This window comes from Providencia sp. PROV076 (genome assembly GCF_028483405.1).
GTDB classification, from domain to species: domain Bacteria; phylum Pseudomonadota; class Gammaproteobacteria; order Enterobacterales; family Enterobacteriaceae; genus Providencia; species Providencia huaxiensis.
Map to the genome: position 1 here is coordinate 33236 of NZ_JAMPRR010000026.1, position 20831 is coordinate 54066.

18 protein-coding genes are annotated in these 20831 nt (G+C 43.2%); 5 read left to right on the forward strand and 13 right to left on the reverse strand.

Annotated elements, in window-relative coordinates:
- The first annotated feature begins 249 nt into the window (after positions 1-249).
- The 3 genes from PSF67_RS16260 to PSF67_RS16270 are packed head-to-tail and all read left to right on the forward strand — an operon-like array spanning position 250 to position 5062.
- On the forward strand, positions 250-3168 hold the full coding sequence (locus PSF67_RS16260) for a xanthine dehydrogenase family protein molybdopterin-binding subunit (RefSeq protein ID WP_272677268.1): 2919 nt from the start codon (positions 250-252) through the stop codon (positions 3166-3168).
- Positions 3165-3731, forward strand: a complete 567-nt coding sequence (locus PSF67_RS16265) for a (2Fe-2S)-binding protein (protein WP_102140099.1) — start codon at positions 3165-3167, stop codon at positions 3729-3731. The genes PSF67_RS16260 and PSF67_RS16265 overlap by 4 nt, the downstream gene beginning before the upstream one ends.
- 11 nt (positions 3732-3742) lie before the next feature.
- Complete coding sequence (locus tag PSF67_RS16270) at positions 3743-5062, forward strand: cytochrome c (RefSeq protein ID WP_244974737.1); 1320 nt, start codon at positions 3743-3745, stop codon at positions 5060-5062.
- A 188-nt stretch (positions 5063-5250) separates the two neighbouring features.
- On the opposite strand, the gene umoC is transcribed toward PSF67_RS16270, so the two are convergent.
- The gene (umoC, locus tag PSF67_RS16275) at positions 5251-5676 is read right to left on the reverse strand and encodes a lysozyme inhibitor LprI family protein (RefSeq protein WP_102140101.1); all 426 of its coding nucleotides are present in this window, start codon (positions 5674-5676) and stop codon (positions 5251-5253) included.
- Positions 5677-6089: 413 nt separating this feature from the next.
- Here umoC and mutS point away from each other — a divergent pair, with 413 nt between their 5' ends.
- The gene (gene mutS, locus PSF67_RS16280) at positions 6090-8657 is read left to right on the forward strand and encodes a DNA mismatch repair protein MutS (protein WP_102140102.1); all 2568 of its coding nucleotides are present in this window, start codon (positions 6090-6092) and stop codon (positions 8655-8657) included.
- Between the two features lies 1 nt (position 8658).
- Positions 8659-9423 (forward strand): tRNA isopentenyl-2-thiomethyl-A-37 hydroxylase MiaE, encoded by a 765-nt coding sequence (gene miaE, locus PSF67_RS16285; RefSeq protein ID WP_166265817.1) that lies wholly within the window; start codon positions 8659-8661, stop codon positions 9421-9423.
- 78 nt (positions 9424-9501) lie between these two features.
- Here miaE and rpoS read toward each other — a convergent pair whose 3' ends face one another.
- From rpoS to cysG, 12 genes are all read right to left on the reverse strand, one after another.
- The gene (rpoS, locus tag PSF67_RS16290; protein WP_272677270.1) at positions 9502-10488 is read right to left on the reverse strand and encodes an RNA polymerase sigma factor RpoS; all 987 of its coding nucleotides are present in this window, start codon (positions 10486-10488) and stop codon (positions 9502-9504) included.
- A gap of 54 nt (positions 10489-10542) precedes the next feature.
- Positions 10543-11613, reverse strand: a complete 1071-nt coding sequence (gene nlpD / locus PSF67_RS16295) for a murein hydrolase activator NlpD (RefSeq protein WP_166265820.1) — start codon at positions 11611-11613, stop codon at positions 10543-10545.
- A 306-nt stretch (positions 11614-11919) separates the two neighbouring features.
- Positions 11920-12546 carry a protein-L-isoaspartate(D-aspartate) O-methyltransferase gene (locus PSF67_RS16300; RefSeq protein ID WP_102140106.1) on the reverse strand — a complete coding sequence of 209 codons (627 nt, stop codon included), beginning with the start codon at positions 12544-12546 and terminating at the stop codon, positions 11920-11922.
- A complete protein-coding gene (gene surE, locus PSF67_RS16305; RefSeq protein ID WP_166265823.1) occupies positions 12543-13304 on the reverse strand; it encodes a 5'/3'-nucleotidase SurE in 762 nt (253 codons plus the stop codon). Before surE ends, PSF67_RS16300 begins: the two co-directional genes overlap by 4 nt.
- Positions 13282-14340: a tRNA pseudouridine(13) synthase TruD gene (gene truD, locus PSF67_RS16310; RefSeq protein ID WP_166265826.1), complete on the reverse strand. Its 1059-nt coding sequence runs from the start codon at positions 14338-14340 to the stop codon at positions 13282-13284. Before truD ends, surE begins: the two co-directional genes overlap by 23 nt.
- Positions 14306-14818, reverse strand: coding sequence for a 2-C-methyl-D-erythritol 2,4-cyclodiphosphate synthase (ispF, locus tag PSF67_RS16315; protein WP_004260732.1), 513 nt, complete (start codon positions 14816-14818; stop codon positions 14306-14308). The genes truD and ispF overlap by 35 nt, the downstream gene beginning before the upstream one ends.
- Positions 14819-14827: 9 nt before the next feature.
- A complete protein-coding gene (gene ispD, locus PSF67_RS16320; RefSeq protein WP_195697645.1) occupies positions 14828-15565 on the reverse strand; it encodes a 2-C-methyl-D-erythritol 4-phosphate cytidylyltransferase in 738 nt (245 codons plus the stop codon).
- A gap of 67 nt (positions 15566-15632) precedes the next feature.
- Positions 15633-15920, reverse strand: coding sequence for a cell division protein FtsB (gene ftsB / locus PSF67_RS16325; protein WP_004260736.1), 288 nt, complete (start codon positions 15918-15920; stop codon positions 15633-15635).
- A gap of 160 nt (positions 15921-16080) precedes the next feature.
- Complete coding sequence (cysC, locus tag PSF67_RS16330) at positions 16081-16689, reverse strand: adenylyl-sulfate kinase (RefSeq protein ID WP_272677272.1); 609 nt, start codon at positions 16687-16689, stop codon at positions 16081-16083.
- A 5-nt stretch (positions 16690-16694) separates the two neighbouring features.
- Complete coding sequence (gene cysN, locus PSF67_RS16335; protein ID WP_272677273.1) at positions 16695-18137, reverse strand: sulfate adenylyltransferase subunit CysN; 1443 nt, start codon at positions 18135-18137, stop codon at positions 16695-16697.
- A 36-nt stretch (positions 18138-18173) separates the two neighbouring features.
- On the reverse strand, positions 18174-19082 hold the full coding sequence (gene cysD, locus PSF67_RS16340; RefSeq protein ID WP_102140112.1) for a sulfate adenylyltransferase subunit CysD: 909 nt from the start codon (positions 19080-19082) through the stop codon (positions 18174-18176).
- Positions 19083-19095: 13 nt separating this feature from the next.
- Entirely contained in the window at positions 19096-20508 is a 1413-nt protein-coding gene (cysG, locus tag PSF67_RS16345; RefSeq protein WP_239978975.1) for a siroheme synthase CysG, read from the reverse strand.
- Positions 20509-20831 lie beyond the last annotated feature (323 nt).

Below are 20831 nucleotides of genomic sequence, written 5' to 3' on the forward strand. Positions count from 1 at the left end.
AATACTGTCATATTAAGATGACTCCAACAATATTATTCACTTTCTTGTATAAATCCCCTTACTCATTCTTGATATATCATTACAGATACCCATAATATTTGTGTAACTTACTGAGCTATCTGATATTAGTCATCGAATTGTGAGCTAATTTAATCAAAATAAAACAGTCTTATAGTGCATGGCTAAAAAATATTATTTACTTCCATTGCTCATAATAAAAACCCTAAAAATATAATCAGGGAGCACACTATGTCGGGTCATATTTCTAGACGTAACTTCATCAAACTAGGCACGATTGCAGGCATTGCTGTGATGGTCGGCAAACTCCCTTTTGCGATAGCAATGGAGCTCGATTCTGACTCTCCATCAACGGATTGGATTGGTCAAAACGGTAAAGCACGTTTTCGCTGGGATGGCGTTGAAAAGGTCACTGGCCGTAAAAATTTTGCTCGTGATTACCGCGCTAAAGACATCCCTGGCTGGCCTAAAAAACAAAGCTATGCCTTTATGTTAAAAGCAACAGAGGCAGATAAAACCTTTGAAGGCATTGATATTTCAATGTTAGGTCCAAATTTACAGCCTGATAAAGTTGTTTTACAAGAAGACCTTATCCGTGATGGCTTAAATATTCCTCAAGACACCAGTATGGGGAAAGGCTTTTATGGCACCAATATTTTAGTTCCTCTAGGGGATACCCCGCCGATTATTGGCCACCCGGTTGCTATCTTGATTTATCATGATTTCGATAAATACAGTGCAGCACAGCGGATGTTACGCTTCGCCACAAACACCGTAAAATACGGAACGGTGACAGGGCCAAAACCGCCCGCTAACTACGGTGCAGCACGTTATGTGCGTATCGGTGGTGACACCCCACTTTCACCTTCTATCTTTTCCCCTTATCAAGATTCGGGTATTAAAGGCGGGTTCGATGGCAATACGCCTATTTGGCCACCTTATGACCCCAAACACGCCATTTCAATTCCACCCGTAATCCGTAAAGATCGTGGTGGCGGCTTTATTCAAGCCCTTCATCAGGCAGAAAAGAGCCCTGATAAACAAGAAAAAGCGATGGATTATGCACGGCAAATTGAGCAAGAAATCGCAGCCGCTCGCCAGAACCCTGATAAGTTTGTGATTGAACGCCATGGTTTTTCACAATCCATCGACCCTTGCGCGATGGAGCCTGATAACTGTAATACTTGGTATGACGCACAAACCAAAACGCTGCATATCTTAACGGCAACCCAATCTCCTGCTGGTGTGGTCAATGCCGCGGCTGAGCTATCTAAACACAACAAACATTTTTCCGTCGAAAACATTGTATTATTAACCGGTTCGACTGTCGGTTACGGCTCAAAAGACTATTCAGTTTTCCCTTTCTATTCGATGGTTGCCAGTTTCTACGCTGATGGCTTGCCTGTTCGCATGGCAAATGACCGCTATGAACAATTCCAAATGGGGATGAAACGCCACTCCATCGAGATGGATGTCACCATTATTGGTGATAAAAAAACTGGTAAATTTGATGTTTTAAAAGGCACTTACAACTGTAATGGTGGAGGCCGTGAAAACCTCTCCGTTGCCGTATCCCACGTTGCGGTACGCGGCGCCCAATCTATTTATTATTTCCCTAAATCTGACCTCACCGCTCTCGCCATGGCCACTCCGGCTGTCGAAGCGGGCTCAATGCGTGGCTTTGGTTCCTTGCAATCGATGGCTGTCACTGAATTGATGGTCGATGAAATCGCTCACAACCTCAATATTGACCCGATTGAACTGCGCCGCCGTAATGCTATTTTAGAAGGTTATCCGAATACACAAGGTGGTGTTATCGCCGGTGACCCACGCAATGTCGAAATGTTAAATCTCGCAGAAAAACACCCGATTTGGGTCGATCGTGAGAAAAACAAAGCCAATTATGAAGCGAAAAACCCCGGTAAGCTATACGGTGTTGGCTTCGCACAAGTGCAGCAAGTTTATGGCTCTAGTGGTGTCCCTACCATTCTTTCCCTCGAATTTGATATCAATGGCAAGCTAACAATGCGCCATTGTATGCAAGAGATTGGTACAGGTGGTACAACCGCGCAGCAAGTAATGGTATGGCAAGCACTCAGCAAAGCCCCTGATGTGGTTGAGTTTGGGGTGACTGAGTTTGAAGAACTACCGCTTAAAACCAGTTGGGCAGACCAGAAAAAACAAGACGAATTGTCCAAAACTGATCCCTATTGGACTCCGGCTCTGATCCCTGACATGAGTTCATCGAGCGGTGTTTACTACATTGGGTTCGGCACGCGCCAAGCGGGTCATTTTTTATTGGAAAATACCCTCTGGCCTGCGGCCAAAAGCATTTGGAGTGAAGGCCCCGGCGGCGGTGCGTTCAACGGCTTAAATGTTGAATTTGCCGATATTCGCGTTGGCCCAGAAGGTATTGGCGGTGGCGGAATGAAGCCCATTCCTTTTGACATTTTAGCCAAAAGAGCCCATGAGATGGGGCTCATCACCGGGGTTGCTGTTCACGGCTATTCCAGCTGGCAGTGGGCTCGTGCAGAATTCGATATCCCAACGGTGGGCTTAAAAAATCTGCCTCTTGATGCGATATCCGTTCGTTATGGCGAGGGTGCGCCACAAGAACTGAAAAAACAGATGACAACTGGCGGTTATCATTTTATTAAACGTAAAATTGCCTATTACCCACCCACACAACGCGCAAAAGCAGACCCCACAACGGTCACACCCGCTTCTTGCCTAGTCGAGCTCAACGTCAACACGATGACAGGTGAGGTCGATGTCATGCGCCACCATATGATTATGGACCCCGGTACGATGATTGTCCCTGAATTAGTTTCAGGCCAGATCCAAGGAGGTACCGCGATGGGTATTGGCCATGCATTGATGGAAGAATTACCACTGTATGAAGATGGGCCAGGTAACGGGACATGGAACTTTAATCGTTATGTCCTACCGCGCGCAAAAGATGTGGCGGTTTGGCAGCAAACCATTGATTACTTACCACCTCTCTCAGAAACTTCGCCACCAAAAGGCATGGCTGAACTGGGGATGATCCCAATCTTACCTGCGACGAGTAATGCATTAACCCATGCGACAGGCAAGCGTTTCTATGAATTTCCTATCACGGTAGATAAAATTAAAAAGGCACTCTCATGAAAATCAACAATGCCGTTCCGATTATTGAGCGCAAGCCACTAACACTGACCATTAACGGCCAAAAAGTTGGTCCTATTGATGTCCCTGTTGGGATGCCAATGATTGAGTTTCTACATGAATACCTAGACCTCACTGGCACCCACTTTGGTTGCGGACAAGGGATCTGCCATGCTTGCACCATTATGGAAATCCAGCCCGATGGTTCAACGGTTGAAAGCCGCACCTGTATCTTTGGTGCCCATTATTTCAACAATAAAAATATTGTGACCATCGAAGGGCAAGCCAAACTAGATGAACAAGGCAAAGTTGTTGAATTAACGCCAATTCAACAAGCTTTTATCGAAAACTTTTCGTTCCAATGTGGTTATTGTGCGCCCGGTTTTGTCACGGGCGCGACGGTATTTCTTGATAAGCTGAAGAAAAACCCAGTGAAACGTGACCAACTCGAACACGCCATTGAAGAAGCCCTCAATGAGCATATTTGCCGTTGTACAGGTTATGTACGCTACTATGAAGCTGTGAGGAAAGTCGCTCTTGACACTCCTGGCTGCGTGATCGACTAGGGGGAAACATCATGGCTAAATCCAGCTCTCTACGTAAGAGCATTTATATTATTATCTTATTATTCATAATATTAATGCTTGCGATCCTGTTTGGCGCTTTTCGTACCTCCAGTATCGGCCCTGATTTAGATAAACCGCTGACCTCAGAAGAAGTCGCCAAGTTACTGCCTAGAGGACAAGAACTGGCAACCGCTGGGGATTGCTTTGGTTGCCACTCATTACCTGAAGGCCCATTGGCTGCGGGTGGTCGTGCTATCGGAACCCCCTTCGGTACCATTTACTCCACAAATATAACACCTGATAAGCAATTTGGTATCGGTAACTATACCCGTGCTGATTTCCATCGTGCTTTAAAAGACGGAATTGGCAAAGAGAGAGGTAATCTCTACCCTGCGATGCCGTTTGTATTTACCCATATGACCACATCGGAAGATATTGATGCCCTGTATGCTTATGTGATGTCACTTCCACCAATTGCGGTGCCAAACAAAGAAAATACAGGTGTATTTGTCCTACCCGTTCGCCCATTTATGAACTTCTGGACTTTGCTCAATTTTCCTAAACAAAATGCGCCCCATGACCCGCAACGCTCTGCCGAGTGGAACCGTGGCGCGTATATTGTCGAAGGTTTGGCACACTGCGGTGCTTGCCACTCACCACGTAACCTAATGATGGGTGTCGAGTTTTCACGGTCACTTCAAGGGGGTGAAGAAGCCGGTTTAGCGATCCCTGATATCACGGCAGAAGCGCTTTCCAAACATGGGTACGATACCGCCTCTTTGAGCCAGTTTTTACTGACAGGCAATGCCCCACAAGGCTCTGCATTTGCAGACATGAGCACAGTAACCCACTTTTCCACCAGTCAGATGAAAAAGAGCGATGTGGATGACATGGCGATTTATTTGATGACCGATAAACAAGGAAAAATACTCGGAGCCAAAACTCCACCAGCGCCATTACCTGAAGCAAGTTCACCAGAAGTGGGTGATGTCAGTCAAACCATGGAAACGGGCCGCTTGATGTATATGTCTACCTGCGCAGGCTGCCACGGGATCACCGGAGAAGGTGTGCCAAATGGTATTCCAGCGTTAAAAGGTAATGCTATCCTAGCCATGGACAGCCCTGAAACCTTTATCAGTGTGGTACTAACTGGTATTCCAACCACCACCTTCCCGAACGGGCAGCGTATGTATGCCATGCCAAGTTTTGCCGATGATTTGACGCCTCAAGAAATGGCAGATTTAATTTCATGGGCACGTGCTGAGTGGGGTGGACAAGGTAAACCCGTCACCGCCGAACAAGTTGAAAAACTGAAAAAAGTAGCGCAGTAACTAAAATACTCCTCGGCGACTTATATTAGCTCAAAGAGGAGTATTCATAATAACGACATAAGATATGACTAAAAACCCCTTACTAAAAATTAAGAAGTTAATTAAGGGGAAAAGACGTTTTTTCTATATTAGATAATAGCGCATCATGACATACATAAAGGCGCCAAAATACATAATGAAAAATACGATTAAAGACTCAGCGCTTCAATTCTGAAATAAGTCAGTTTAACCTTACACGCTAACATCACATCCCCTATTCCGCTTCCACCAAGTAAAGCATCACCTTGACGTTGACACTCACTGGTTCTGAACGCCAGAAAAGCATCCTGTGATTTTTTTAGAGAAGCAATCGCTTGTGCTGTTGCAGAAGAGTCAATTTTTTTCAGTTCAGTTTCATTATCTGCAAGTGATTTACTCATCATCTCATCTGCTCTATCTAGCTTACTTTGTAAACATGCTTGAACTGCTGTCCGTGGAGCATCTGCAATCTGCTCATAGCATTCGTTGAGAGGATCCGTTGCTAACCCAGGTACTGGGACATTACTAGCATAAACCATCACAGGCATAGTCATTGCTGCAGCGATAAATAATGCTTTTGATGTACTTAACTTCATAAAAACCTCTCAATTTGTATATGAAGTGCCTTTTTAACTTATACGAATAAAAAAATCGATATAACACACTAACTTTATGGACTATTCTTAGTATTTACTCATAGTAATAAAACTTATCCTACAGTCTAGATTTTTATCTTGAATTTGCATATTCCTAATATGAGGCAAAATCCAGAACAACATGCCTACATAAATTTCATTTTTAGTCATCAATTTTACCTTTGTATCACTAATACATATTTCAGACACTTTATCACCAAATGCACGTTGCTCCCGATAACCTCAACGTAATACCATAAAGAAATCCATGGCTAACACGTTTGCCTACTCTCATTTGATACGATCTGTGGTATTTTAGTCTCTGAACACCTCACAGAATTTAGTTAACTCAATACGTTAGAACAGACAACATTATGACTGATAAGCAAAGTTTCGAATCCCACACACCAATGATGCAGCAGTATCTAAAACTAAAAGCACAACATTCAGACATACTGCTGTTTTATCGCATGGGTGACTTCTACGAATTGTTTTTTGATGATGCTAAAAAAGCGTCTCAACTGTTAGATATTTCCCTCACCAAGCGAGGTCAATCCGCAGGGCAGCCGATCCCTATGGCGGGTGTCCCTCACCATGCTGCAGAGGGTTACTTAGCTAAATTAGTACAAATGGGTGAATCCGTCGCCATTTGTGAGCAAATTGGCGACCCAGCGACCAGTAAAGGGCCAGTTGAGCGCCAAGTAGTACGCATTGTGACACCAGGCACCATTACCGATGAAGCCCTATTAAATGAAAGGCAAGACAACCTTTTAGCCGCGGTATGGCAAGACCAACAAGGTTTTGGTTTCGCAACATTAGATATTACCTCAGGCCGCTTTATTATAAGTGAAATTGCCGACGAAGAAGCATTACAAGCCGAACTGCAACGCACTCGCCCTGCTGAACTTCTATACCCCGAAGATTTCGCCAGTATGGCATTAATTGAACATAATAAAGGCCTACGTCGTCGCCCACTGTGGGAATATGAGCTCGATACAGCAAAACAACAGCTCGGCTTACAGTTTGGCACAAAAGATTTAATCGGTTTTGGAGTTGAAGACGCACACAAAGCGCTCAGAGCCGCAGGCTGCCTATTGCAATATGTAAAAGACACGCAGCGTACTTCACTGCCCCATATTCGCAGTATTGTGATGGAAAAACAAAATGATAATGTCATTTTGGATGCAGCGACTCGTCGCAATTTAGAGATCACCCAAAACCTTGCAGGTGGCACAGAAAACACACTTGCCGCCATTTTAGATATGTGTGTGACCCCAATGGGCAGCCGTATGCTAAAACGTTGGCTACATACCCCATTGCGTAATATTCAAGTATTAAATAACCGCCAACAAGCTATTAGTGCATTGCAAGAATGCGGCTTTGAATTGCAACCATTTTTGCGCCAAATAGGGGATTTAGAACGCGTATTAGCACGTCTAGCCCTACGTTCTGCACGCCCACGCGACTTAACCCGTATGCGTTACGCATTCCAGCAATACCAAGATATTCATCAAATACTAAGCCAATCAAGTTGTTCGTATTTACAGGCCCTTCAAAATCGTATTGGTCAATTTGATGAGTTACAAGACTTACTTGAAAAAGCCATTATTGATGCGCCACCTGTATTGGTACGTGATGGCGGAGTTATCGCCCCGGGTTATAACAGTGAACTCGATGAATGGCGCGCCCTTGCTGATGGGGCAACCGACTACCTCGATAGGCTCGAAATTCGTGAAAGGGAAAAACTGGGGATCGATACCCTGAAAGTCGGTTATAACGCGGTTCATGGCTACTATATTCAAGTTAGCCGCGGTCAAAGCCATTTAACGCCTATCCATTACGTCCGTCGCCAAACGTTAAAAAATGCGGAACGCTATATTATTCCTGAACTCAAAGAGTATGAAGATAAGGTATTGACATCAAAAGGAAAAGCACTCGCTATTGAAAAAGCGCTGTATGATGAGCTGTTTGATATGCTATTGCCTCATCTTGCTGCGCTGCAAACCAGTGCTGAAGCACTTGCTGAGTTAGATGTCCTAGCCAACCTTGCGGAGAGGGCTCAAACTCTAGGCTACGCTTGCCCACAACTAACTGAAAAACCGGGTATTCAAATTACTGAGGGTCGCCACCCTGTTGTAGAACAAGTGCTTAGCGAGCCGTTTATTTCCAACCCGTTATCACTGTCACCGCAACGTCGTTTATTAATTATTACTGGTCCAAACATGGGCGGTAAAAGTACCTATATGCGCCAAACAGCATTGATTACCCTGTTAGCGTATATCGGTAGTTTCGTCCCTGCCAGCAAAGCGGTGATAGGCCCAGTCGATCGCATTTTCACCCGTGTCGGTGCCTCGGATGACCTTGCATCTGGCCGTTCAACATTCATGGTCGAAATGACAGAAACCGCTAATATTCTTCATAATGCGACAGAGCATAGCTTAGTACTGATGGATGAAATTGGTCGCGGGACTTCAACCTATGACGGTCTTTCTCTTGCTTGGGCTTGCGCTGAAAATTTAGTAAATAAAATCAAGGCAATGACATTATTTGCAACGCATTATTTTGAATTAACAACACTGCCTGAAAAACTCGAAGGCGCGGTCAATATCCATCTCGATGCTATTGAACACGGTGATACCATTGCTTTTATGCATAACGTTCAAGACGGTGCCGCCAGCAAAAGCTATGGCCTTGCTGTCGCTTCTCTTGCCGGTGTACCAAAGGAAGTGATTAAACGGGCAAAACAAAAACTTAAAGAACTCGAAGTTATCTCAAACAATGCCAATGCGAGCCATGTGGATAGCGCCCAGCTTAGCTTTTTAACCACAGAAGATGTCGAGCCATCACCAGTATTAACTGCTCTCGCTGAAATTGATCCTGATAAACTCACTCCGCGCCAAGCCCTAGATTGGATTTATCGGTTAAAGGATATGGATAACTAACATGGATGAGTATGCGCAATTACTCACACCAATCAGGCAGTTTCTGCAATGTGAAACGCCTGATGCGTGGGTAAAAAAAGCGAGTTTGCCTGAAAACTTGCCCATTATCTTAAAGGACCATTTGTTATGTGAATTAAAAGCCGCGCAAAGTGCGATGTTTTTAATTCGCAAATATGCCGTTGATAAAGAAAGTGCGGCAGTCCTACTCGAATGGTTTAAACCTTATGAATCATTTGCTTATGATAGGGTTGGTGACATCCATACATTAAGAAACAAAAATCAGGTTTCTAAGCAGATATTGGCAAAAAAACAATCACCTTATAGCCAAGACTTAATTGATAAAATGGTCTTGCTTATCAAAGAAGAACTTCATCATTTTTACCAAGTTCTAGAGATCATGCATGAACGTAACATCCCCTATGATGGCGTCACTGCAAGCCGTTACGCCAAAGGGTTGTTGAACCATATCGACCCGCACGATCCAAAAACCTTAGTTGATAAGCTAATAATTGGAGCTTATATCGAAGCGCGTTCTTGTGAACGCTTTGCTAAACTCGCCCCATTTCTTGATGAGCAGCTGGCAAATTTTTATATTTCATTATTACGCTCAGAAGCTCGCCACTATCAAGATTATTTGCACTTAGCACAATTAATTAGTAAACAAGATATTACTGAGCGAGTTAATTATTTTGGTATTATTGAAGCTGAATTAATTTCGACACCTGACGATGATTTTAAATTTCATAGTGGTGTCCCCATTAACTAAGCTTGTTCTCTATTATTTACATATAAAAAGCCCCTATAAACCTTAGCTTATAGGGGCTTTAACTACCGAATCAACACCCTACATATTAAATAGCGACTCCAGAGTCAGCTCTTCGCCATGTAAAATATCTTTTAATCGCTTTAAACCTTCTACTTGGATCTGACGAACACGTTCTCTTGTTAACCCAATTTCACGGCCAACTTCTTCCAGAGTTTCAGCTTCATAGCCTAAAAGCCCAAAACGTCGTGCTAAAACCTCCCTTTGTTTTGGGTTCAATTCATATAACCACTTAACAATATTATCTTTTAAGTCATTATCTTGAATTGTATTTTCTGGACCTGAATCATTATCATCAGACAATACCTCAAGCAAAGATTTCTCTGAGTCCCCTGCAATTGGCGTATCAACAGATGTGATACGTTCATTTAAACGTAACATCCTACTGACATCTTCGACAGGTTTATCTAGCTGCTCAGCGATCTCTTCAGGGCTTGGCTCATGGTCCAACTTCTGGGCTAATTCACGTGCAGTACGAAGGTAAATATTGAGTTCTTTAACGATATGAATAGGAAGGCGAATAGTTCGAGTTTGGTTCATGATCGCGCGTTCGATCGTTTGACGGATCCACCACGTTGCATACGTCGAGAAGCGAAACCCTTTTTCAGGATCAAACTTTTCAACAGCACGAATCAACCCAAGATTTCCTTCTTCTATCAAATCGAGTAATGCGAGACCTCGATTATTATAACGACGTGATATTTTTACAACGAGACGAAGGTTGCTTTCTATCATGCGCTGCCGTGATGCGATATCACCCCGCAATGCACGTCTTGCATAGAAAACTTCTTCTTCTGCTGTAAGGAGTGGTGAGAACCCAATCTCACTAAGATAAATTTGAGTGGCATCCAGAACACGTTGATTTGTGTTCTGGAGTAAATCCATTTCGTCATCTAGCTCAGTAACCAGATCCTCTTCTTTAAACTGACTCTCGTCAAAAGTGTCATTTAAATTACTTTCGTCGAGGTCATTATATAACTCGTTAACTTTCAGCGAACCTTGGCTCATCAGTGACTCCTACCCTAGATAATGCGGACAGAATGTCAAAGCACTCTGCCCAGTTTATCGTTGCGGTAAATAACGCAACGGGTTTACTGATTTTCCCTTGTAACGAATTTCAAAGTGTAGTCTAACCGAACTAGTTCCAGTACTACCCATAGTGGCTATTTTTTGACCTGCAGTGACGTCCTGCTGATCACGCACAAGCAATGTATCGTTGTGAGCATAAGCACTTAGATAGTCATCGTTATGTTTTATAATTATTAGATTTCCATATCCACGCAAGGCATTACCCGCGTAAACGACTTTTCCTGGCGCAGCAGCAAGCACAGCTTGGCCTCGAGAACCGGCGATATCTACCCCTTTGTTCCCACCTTGAGCATCAGAGAAACCTTCAATCATTTTCCCTTCGGCTGGCCAACGCCATTTTATTGACGAATTATTCGTACTACTGACTGCGGTAGAAGCGGTTGTTGTCGAGGCTGTTGTCGTCGTTGAAGCCTGCGTTGCAGGTTTCTTATTATTAGGCAACATCTTACCTGAATTTTGACCACCACTGTTTGCAGGATACTCATTAGTTGTTCGAAGATCAACCGCTTGCTGATGACTATTTGATGAATTTGCCGCTAATTGAGTGTTCGAGTTCACATTTGTGTTACCAATATTAATAACCTGCCCGACATTGAGACTGTAGGGCTCTGGAATATTGTTTCGCGATGCTAACTCACGGAAATCATTACCTGTTAAGTATGCGATATAGAATAACGTGTCACCACGCTGAACCGTATAGCTATTACCGTTATAACTGCCTTTTGGAATACTGCCATAATCACGGTTGTATACAATGCGCCCTTCACCATTAGTTGTTACAGGCCCTGAGCTACGACTTACAGGCTGAGTATTTGTATTACTTGATAAATTAGGACGAGACGATGGCATTGCCGTGCTCATCCCCGTATTTGGTGACGAGGCCGGTGTCGTCCTTTGCACCGTTTGCTGGCTAGACTGGCTATCATTCACACTCGAAATAGGTGCCGCTGTATGATACGGTGTAGAACAACCTGCCAATAGCGCTCCGCTAAATGAAAAGATGACGGCCCATCGAATTCTGCTTATAGGGCTAACAATTTTCATGCTTCTTCTCCCGTGAAGAAAAATCTGACGTGACAATTCAAAATAATGTCAGCAATAGAGTTATCATAAAATATTTCACTTATTAAAGCAGAAATACAAAATAGTGAACAAGTTAAATATATTAAAAATATAACAATTTGAGAAAATGACTAACAGTTTAAGCTATTCCCTCAAATTCAGCTGGGTAAAGTATCATATTTGGAATAGTTTTACTGCTATTTGAGTTAATAGAACCTTTGCAATGATATTTTATTTAAATCGATTATAAAAATAACCAGACTTTGATTAAATACCATTGCAAATAGGTTAAAGGAGGTCGCCGGCAATCAATGGAACAAAACGGACTTTTTCAATAACATTAGTATGGTAATCATTACCACGTCGAGTAATTAGCTTCAGAGCTTGTTCTTTATCACCGACAGGTAAAACCATTCGACCACCATCTTTTAATTGCCCTAATAGTAAAGCCGGTATTTCTGTTGGCGCCGCAGTAACGATAATGGCATCAAAAGGTCCTTTTGACTGCCAACCTTCCCAGCCGTCTCCATGACGAGTTGAAACATTATGTAAATCAAGCTGTTTCAAGCGCCGCTTTGCAGCCCATTGCAAGCTTTTCACCCGCTCAACAGAAAAAACATGCTTAACCAAGTGTGCCAATACTGCTGTTTGATACCCTGAGCCTGTCCCTATCTCGAGAACGTGATCATCCGGTGCTAAAGCCAATAGCGCCGTCATTTTAGCTACAATATACGGCTGAGAAATAGTTTGCCCATGACCAATAGGTAATGGGATATTGTCATAGGCTTTATGGGAGAGCGCTTCATCCACAAACCGTTCCCGAGGAACGAGTGAAATGGCATCTAATAGGCGCTCATCGTGAATTCCCTGTTGGCGTAATTGAGCCAAAAGTTCTTTCATGAGCCCTGTATTCATTTTACTGACACTCCTGATTTTTCTAGCCACTCTTCCACTAATGAGTGTGCTTTATAAGCGGTTAGGTCAACTTGTAATGGGGTGATTGAAACATACCCATTTTGCACTGCTTCAAAATCCGTTCCAGGACTGGCATCACGAATTTCCCCAACGGGACCTAACCAATACAATGTATTCCCTTTCGGGTCCTCTAAGCTATATACCTCAGAAGCGGCATGGCGGCTACCACAGCGGGTGACTTTGATACCTTTAATTTCTTCGTACGGGATATCAGGTACATTTATATTTAAAATGTTCCCAGCTCGCAATGGGTTTTTCTGTAAGAGTGCAAGGATCTCGCATGTCACTTTAGCGGCACTTTCATAATGCGTTTCCCCATCTAACGATACCGCAATTGAAGGTAAACCTAAATGGCGGCCTTCTGTTGCCGCTGCAACCGTGCCTGAGTAAATAACATCATCCCCTAAATTAGGGCCACAGTTGATACCAGATACAACAATATCAGGACGTGGGCGCACCACTTTATTCACCCCAATATAGACGCAATCTGTTGGTGTGCCTTCCTGTACAGCAAGGTCACCATTACTTAGTGCTTGAATTTTAAGTGGTTTATCTAATGTTAATGCGTTCGAAGCCCCACTACGATTGCGATCAGGCGCAATCACCTGAACATGATAATATTGGCGTAGCGCAGCTGCAAGGGTTTGAATTCCCGGCGCATTTACCCCGTCGTCATTACTCAATAAAATCTTTAGCATCGACATTATCCTGCCCATTTTGATTAATAATTTCTCTCACAACACTGGTTGCAAAACAACCTGAGTTTAAGAAAAAATTCAGTTTTACCGTCGAGTCGTCCAGCCATTCCCACTGTAAGTTTTGGGGTTTAACAACGATAGCCCTTCTAGCTGAAGAAACTCGTTCACGCTGCATTAAAGAGATAAAGGGCTGGTAATCCGCTAAACACTGAGTTTCAAATGCCAGTGCTTCATCCTGAGTTCCCAGCTCCCCATCACCGGGTAATGGCGCTGTGATGCTTAATTCGTTGGACTCCAAGCGAGGTTGTAATGTAGCAAATTCATCTTGTGTCGCGACAAACCAACTCCCTCTGCCCGTTAATTGCAATGCATCACCTAACATCACGTGTTGGGCGGTATTATTTGCAATTCGTTCGCTTGCTACATGGTTAAACATTGCACTACGAGCAGCAGAAAGATAAAAGCTACGCTTGTTGCGTTCACGCACGTTGATTTCTTGGTTTGCCCAACGCAACGCTTGCGATAAATTTTGGCCATCGCGTCCAAAACGTTGTTCACCGAAGTAATTAGGCACACCTGATAATGCGACTTTGTGTAAACGTTGTTCAACGTCTTTCGCATCCGAAATATCACGCAAGGTTATTTCAAACTGGTTTCCTTTCAAGGAACCAATACGTAATTTACGTTTTTGCCTGGTGACTGCCAGTATTCGGCAGCCTTCTAGCTGCCAAGTTGAAAAAACAGGCGTTTCTTTACCTGGCATTTGCAGACAGAACCATTGCTCCGTCACTGCGTGTCTATCTTTTAAACCTGCGTAACTGACTGCTCTGGCTGAAATTTTAGCAAATTTGGCGAGTTGTTCGGCAACAAATACTGTATTGCAGCCTGTTTTTTCCACGCGAACCATAACATGTTCGCCTTCACCATCTAGCTCAAAACCTAAATCTTCTTTGACGATAAAATCTTCTGGAACACTTTTTAATGTGCCAGAAGACAATGGCTTACCATGCAGGTACTGAACATTCATTACTTTCATTACTATTATCTTTTATTAAAAGAACAACCGCAGCACAGGCAATGCCTTCTTTACGCCCCACAAAACCTAATTGTTCTGTCGTGGTCGCTTTCGCATTGACATCATCCATATGGCACTCAAGATCTTCGGCGATATTCACACGCATTTGAGCGATGTGTGGCAACATTTTTGGTGCCTGAGCCATGATGGTGATATCAATATTACCAATGCGATACCCTTTGGCACGTACATGGCAAAACGCATCTCTCAATAAGACTCGGCTATCTGCCCCTTTATAGGCAGGATCAGTATCGGGGAATAATTTACCAATATCCCCTAATGCTGCAGCACCAAGAATTGCATCAGTTAACGCATGCAATACCACATCACCGTCAGAGTGCGCGAGTAAACCTTGTTCATAAGGGATACGCACGCCACCAATGATGATAGGGCCTTCACCACCAAATTTATGTACGTCAAAACCGTGTCCGATTCTCATTTTTTTTCCTTAGTTATTCATTCTTGAAAGATAAAATTCCGCTAAAGTGAGGTCTTCTGGGCGCGTCACTTTTAAATTATCAGCGCGGCCAGCCACTAACACCGGTTGGTGGCCGCAATACTCTAGCGCAGAAGCTTCATCAGTGATCACCGCGTTTTCTTTCAAGGCTTTACTTAGACAATCCCGTAATAATGCTAACGGAAAAAATTGTGGTGTGAGCGCATGCCATAGCGCTTCACGTTCAACTGTGTGGTCAATTAATTGACTCGCTGTTGAGCTGCGTTTCATGGTATCGCGTACGGGGGCAGCGAGGATCCCACCACAACAATTTTGTTCCGCTGCTAATTGAATAATTTCATTTAAATCTGATTGATGGAGGCAAGGACGTGCCGCATCATGCACTAATACCCAGCAATCTGAAAAGTTGGGGTTAGTGATTAAAAAATCCAGACCTGCTAATACTGAATCGGCACGCTCTTTGCCACCAATAACCGTCGTCACTCGAGGGTCATTAGCAATTGCAAGCTGCTGAAAATAATCGTCTTCCGCACTCAAAGCAACCACAATCTCTTGCACTTTATCATTTTCAAGCAATGCGTTTATGGTGTGCTCAATGATCGTTTTACCTGCAACCTGCAAGTATTGTTTTGGGCACTCTGCATTCATACGGCTACCTATCCCAGCTGCAGGGATCAGTGCAACAATTTGCGGGAGATTGCTTTGTGGGGCATGGTTTGGATTTGTCATTGTTGAATTCTTACATCAGAAATTATCAGGCTAATGGGTACACTATTTTGATATCATTTTATTGTGTCTATTTCTGGTTATTACTTTCTTTAACCATTCGATAAAATGACTCTCCAGGTTTGATCATCCCAAGCTCCGTTCGAGCTCGTTCTTCAATCGCATCTTGACCATCATTTAAGTCATTGATTTCAGCGAATAGCTGTTCATTACGCATTTTTAAGCGCGAATTTACAATTTCCTGAGCAGCGACATCATCTTTGACTTGTACGTAGTCATGTATGCCATTTTTGCCTAACCATAAGGAATACTGTAACCAAGCTAATATCGCAATTAATAGTAGCGTTAATTTACCCATTTTGCCCCCTGAAATGATTTGCTAATCATCCCATAACTCAACGATTGACGCTACTGTGATACTGAAATTGTGATAAAAAGTCAGATTAAGTCGGGTTTGAATCCGCAAAATACCACCTTATTTTACCATCGGATAAAATAAAGGGGGTATTTGAGCTGTATTAATAATCTAGCTGAATGACATGATTGCGTAATAAAAGCGCAATAATTTGGGAAAGGGAATCAGAAATCGGTTGTTGCCCATCCAGATGTAGCTCTGGGTGTTGCGGTTCTTCATAAGGGGAGTCAATTCCTGTGAATTGCTTAATTTTCCCTTCCCGCGCTTGTTGATATAACCCTTTAGGGTCTCGCTGTTCACAAACACTTACGGGTGTATCCACGTACAACTCAAAAAATTGTTCGGGTTCAAACAAGTCACGGACTTTCTGCCTATCCGCTTGAAAAGGTGAAATAAAGGCGGTTGCAACAATCAACCCTGCATCGACCATTAACTTCGCCACCTCACCCACTCGACGGATATTTTCTTGTCTATCAGCCTCACTAAATCCTAAATCACGGCATAAACCATGGCGGATATTATCGCCATCCAACAAATAGGTTTTCATTCCCATTGACGTAAGTTGGTGCTCTATTGCTCCCGCTAATGTTGATTTTCCTGAACCTGATAACCCGGTGAACCACAACACAGCACCTTTGTGGCCATTATTACTCTCACGTAGCTGGCGAGTTACCGCGTGTTGGTGCCAAACAATATGATTTTCTTTTGTCATCCCTATTATTTCCCACCCAATACATCACGTGCACCCCAATGAGGGAAATGGCGGCGAACTAATTTATTTAGCTCAATTTCAAATTCACTAAAATCGCTGGGCTGTTCAAAAACAGGGGCTTGTGTCTCGCGGACTAAGCCTGCCCCGACAGTCACATTTGTGAGCCTATCAATAAAAATCATTCCACCTGTGTCTGCATTGCGTTGATAGTTTTCCAGTAACAATGGTTCATCAAAGGAAAATTCCACTAAACCAATGCCATTCAACGGTAGTTCCGTAGCCACTTTCTGTGTTAAATTATTGATATCTACTTGATATTGAATATTTTCTACTTTTGCCCGGCTGCGTTTTCCCGCAATTTTAATATCAAGTTGTTGCCCTTGAACTAACGGCTGTTCAGACATCCATACCACATCGACAGATGCATGCTGTGTGCTTTGTAAGGTTTCATCTTGTGCAACAATCAAGTCGCCACGACTGATATCAATTTCATCTTCAAGCACTAATGTAATCGCTTCCCCCGGGACAGCAAAATCTTGTAACCCTGAAAATGTCACAATTTCTTTGATTGCTGAGGTCGCACCAGAGGGTAATACTTTGACCTTTTGCCCCACTTCGACAATCCCTGATGATAATGTTCCGCTGTATCCACGAAAGTCTAAATTTGGGCGGTTCACATATTGCACAGGGAAACGCAAAGCTTGCTCCGAGGCTTTTTGTTCCACTTGAACATTTTCCAATATCGATAATAGCGTATCACCTTGATACCACTTAAAATTATCGCTAGCATTCACAATGTTATCGCCATCAAGGGCTGAGATAGGTACAAACCATACCTTTAAATCAACCGGCAATTCCATCGCAAACTTTTGGTAATCCTGCTTTATTTTTTCAAAAATGGCTTCACTGTAATCCACTAGATCCATTTTATTGACGGCAACAATAAGATGGCGGATCCCAAGCAATGTACTAATAAAACTATGGCGACGTGTTTGTTCCTGTACTCCTTTTCGAGCATCGATCAACAAAATAGAAAGTGAGCAAGTTGATGCCCCTGTCGCCATATTGCGCGTATATTGCTCATGACCGGGGGTGTCCGCAATAATAAATTTACGTTTTTCTGTTGAAAAATAACGATAAGCCACATCGATGGTGATCCCCTGCTCACGTTCAGCAGCAAGGCCATCCACCAGCAAAGCAAGGTCAAGCTTTTCCCCTTGAGTCCCTATCCGCTTACTGTCACTTTGCAAGGTTGACAGCTGATCTTGGTATATTTGGCGAGTATCATGCAGTAAACGGCCGATTAAGGTACTTTTACCATCATCCACATTGCCACAGGTTAAAAAACGCAATAATCCTTTTTGTTGCTGCGCCAATAAATAAGGCTCTACACCACCTTGCTGTTCAATTTGATGAGCGATTGATTCATTATAAACGGCTTGTGCCATGATTTTTCTCCTGACTTTGCGTATTAACCTTGCCCACTAAAAATAACCTTGGCGCTTTTTCAACTCCATCGAAGCGGATTGGTCGCTATCAATCAGCCTCCCCTGCCGTTCACTCGTCGTAGAAATCAACATTTCTTCTATGATCTCAGGCAGTGTTTGTGATTCAGATGGCACAGCTCCCGTCAATGGCCAACAACCTAATGTTCTAAAACGCACTTTTTGCTGGCTAACCACTTCTCCAGGTTGTAGGTCAATACGGTTATCATCCACCATTAGTAAAGTCCCATCCCGCTGAATAACTGGTCGTTCTTTTGCAAAGTACAGGGGAACAATGTCGATATTTTCCAAATAGATATATTGCCAGATATCAAGTTCAGTCCAATTTGATAGCGGGAAAACACGGATACTTTCCCCTTTATTGACCTGCCCATTGTAGTTATGCCATAGCTCAGGCCGTTGGTTTTTAGGATCCCAACGATGAGATCGGTCACGAAAAGAGTAGATCCGCTCTTTTGCACGTGATTTTTCTTCATCACGACGAGCGCCACCAAATGCGGCATCAAAACCGTACTTATCCAAAGCCTGCTTTAAGCCTTCCGTTTTCATAATATCCGTGTGCTTAGCACTGCCATGCACAAACGGGTTGATCCCTAATTTTTCCCCTTCAGGGTTACGATGAACAAGGAGCTCAAAACCGTATTTTTCTGCAGTTGCATCGCGAAACTCGTACATTTCACGAAATTTCCATCCTGTATCAACATGTAAGAGAGGAAATGGGAGCTTTCCTGGATAAAATGCCTTGCGTGCTAAATGCAGCATCACAGAAGAATCTTTACCAATAGAATACAGCATCACTGGGTTAGCAAATTCGGCGGCAACTTCACGAATGATATGAATACTTTCTGCCTCTAACTGCTGTAAATGAGTCAATTTTTTGTCGTTCACGATAGCCCCTTACTTAAGCCAGTTCCAATACGGCACTGCGCCATCTTATGTCTTCAGTTTGAGAACCAAACCACGCGAGTTGTTGGTGCAATGCAGCCACTTCACCAACCACTATCAAAGCAGGCGCTGGTGCCTGCTGCGCTAATACTTCAAGCTCATCGAGTTTTCCGGTTACTACTTTTTGTTCACGCCTTGTACCACAGCCGATAACCGCTACCGGGGTATTTTTCGCTCGGCCGAATTGGATTAATTGCTCGCTGATTTTTGCGGCTTTCACTGTGCCCATATAGATAGCTAAGGTTTGATTTCCTCGGGAAAGCGCCTGCCAATCGAGATCCGTCCCATTTTCACGGCAATGGCCCGTAATAAAGGTAATGCTTTGTGAGTGTTCACGGTGAGTCAGCGGAACCCCTGCGTAAGCGGCTGCACCAATTGCCGCGGTCACACCCGGAACCACTTGAAATGGGATCCCCGCTTGCGCTGCAACTTGTAGCTCTTCTCCCCCTCGCCCAAAAATGAAAGGGTCCCCCCCTTTAAGGCGCACGACTTTTTTACCTTGTTGAGCAAATTTCACGATCAGCGCATTGGTTTCTTCTTGGGAAACACTGTGGGCCCCTGCGCGTTTACCTACACAAATCTTGTCTGCATCACGGCGAACTAACTCGAGAATTTCCTCACTCACCAGATGGTCATATAAAACCACTTCTGCACTTTGTAAAACGCGCAGTCCTTTTAATGTAAGCAGCCCCGCATCCCCCGGCCCAGCACCAACTAGGGTTAATTCACCGTGGTTATCTGGCTCATACAGCTGTCGTTCCAGCTGTTGTTCAGCTTCGCTGAATTGCCCTTTTTCAACTAAAGAGGCAAAACGACCACTAAAACTTTTTTCCCAGAAACGTTTTCTTTCACGCATATTAGTTAGCGTTTCTTTAACTTTATGACGCCAGCGACCAGCTATATCCGCCATTTTCCCCAAAGAGGTTGGCAACATCGTTTCCAATTTTTCTCTGAGTAAACGTGCTAATACGGGTGCGGTTCCCCCTGAAGAGATCGCCACAATCACCGGGGAGCGGTCAATAATGGAAGGAACAATAAATGAACATAATGGCTGGTCATCGACTACGTTAACGAATATTTTTCGTTCATTAGCATCGTAGAAAACCGTTTCATTCAGTAATGCATCATCCGTTGCAGCAATAACCAGAAATGCATCATCTAAATGAATGGATTGATAATCTTCTGCTAACCAAATAAATTTATTTTGTTGATATTCAGTTTGTAACTGAGTACATAACGTCGGTGAGATGACCACTAAATTTGCTTGTGCTTTTATTAGCAACTCTGCTTTTCGTGCTGCGACCACACCGCCGCCAATTAACACGACTTTGCGCGTACGGACATCGACAAATAATGGTAAATAATCCATCTTGCTCACCCATCGTTATATAAACTTATTATAAGAAATAGACAATTGACTATATGGCTTCAATCAACAGGTTTGAAATGACAAAAAGCTCTTTCTTGTAACTTAAAAGCATAAGCCTGAGCTCTTGCACAAAAACACTAAAAACCAGCCAATACCGAACAAAAATACAAGACTTAACGCAAACTTCTAATAATTATGAGAAAAACAAAAAATAATATAAAAATAAGAAATACTTATTTTTAACAAAGGGCATTCCTTTGTAATTAAACAAATATTTTATTAAATTCGTAATTATTTATGTTCTAAACTCAAGTCATGGCTTT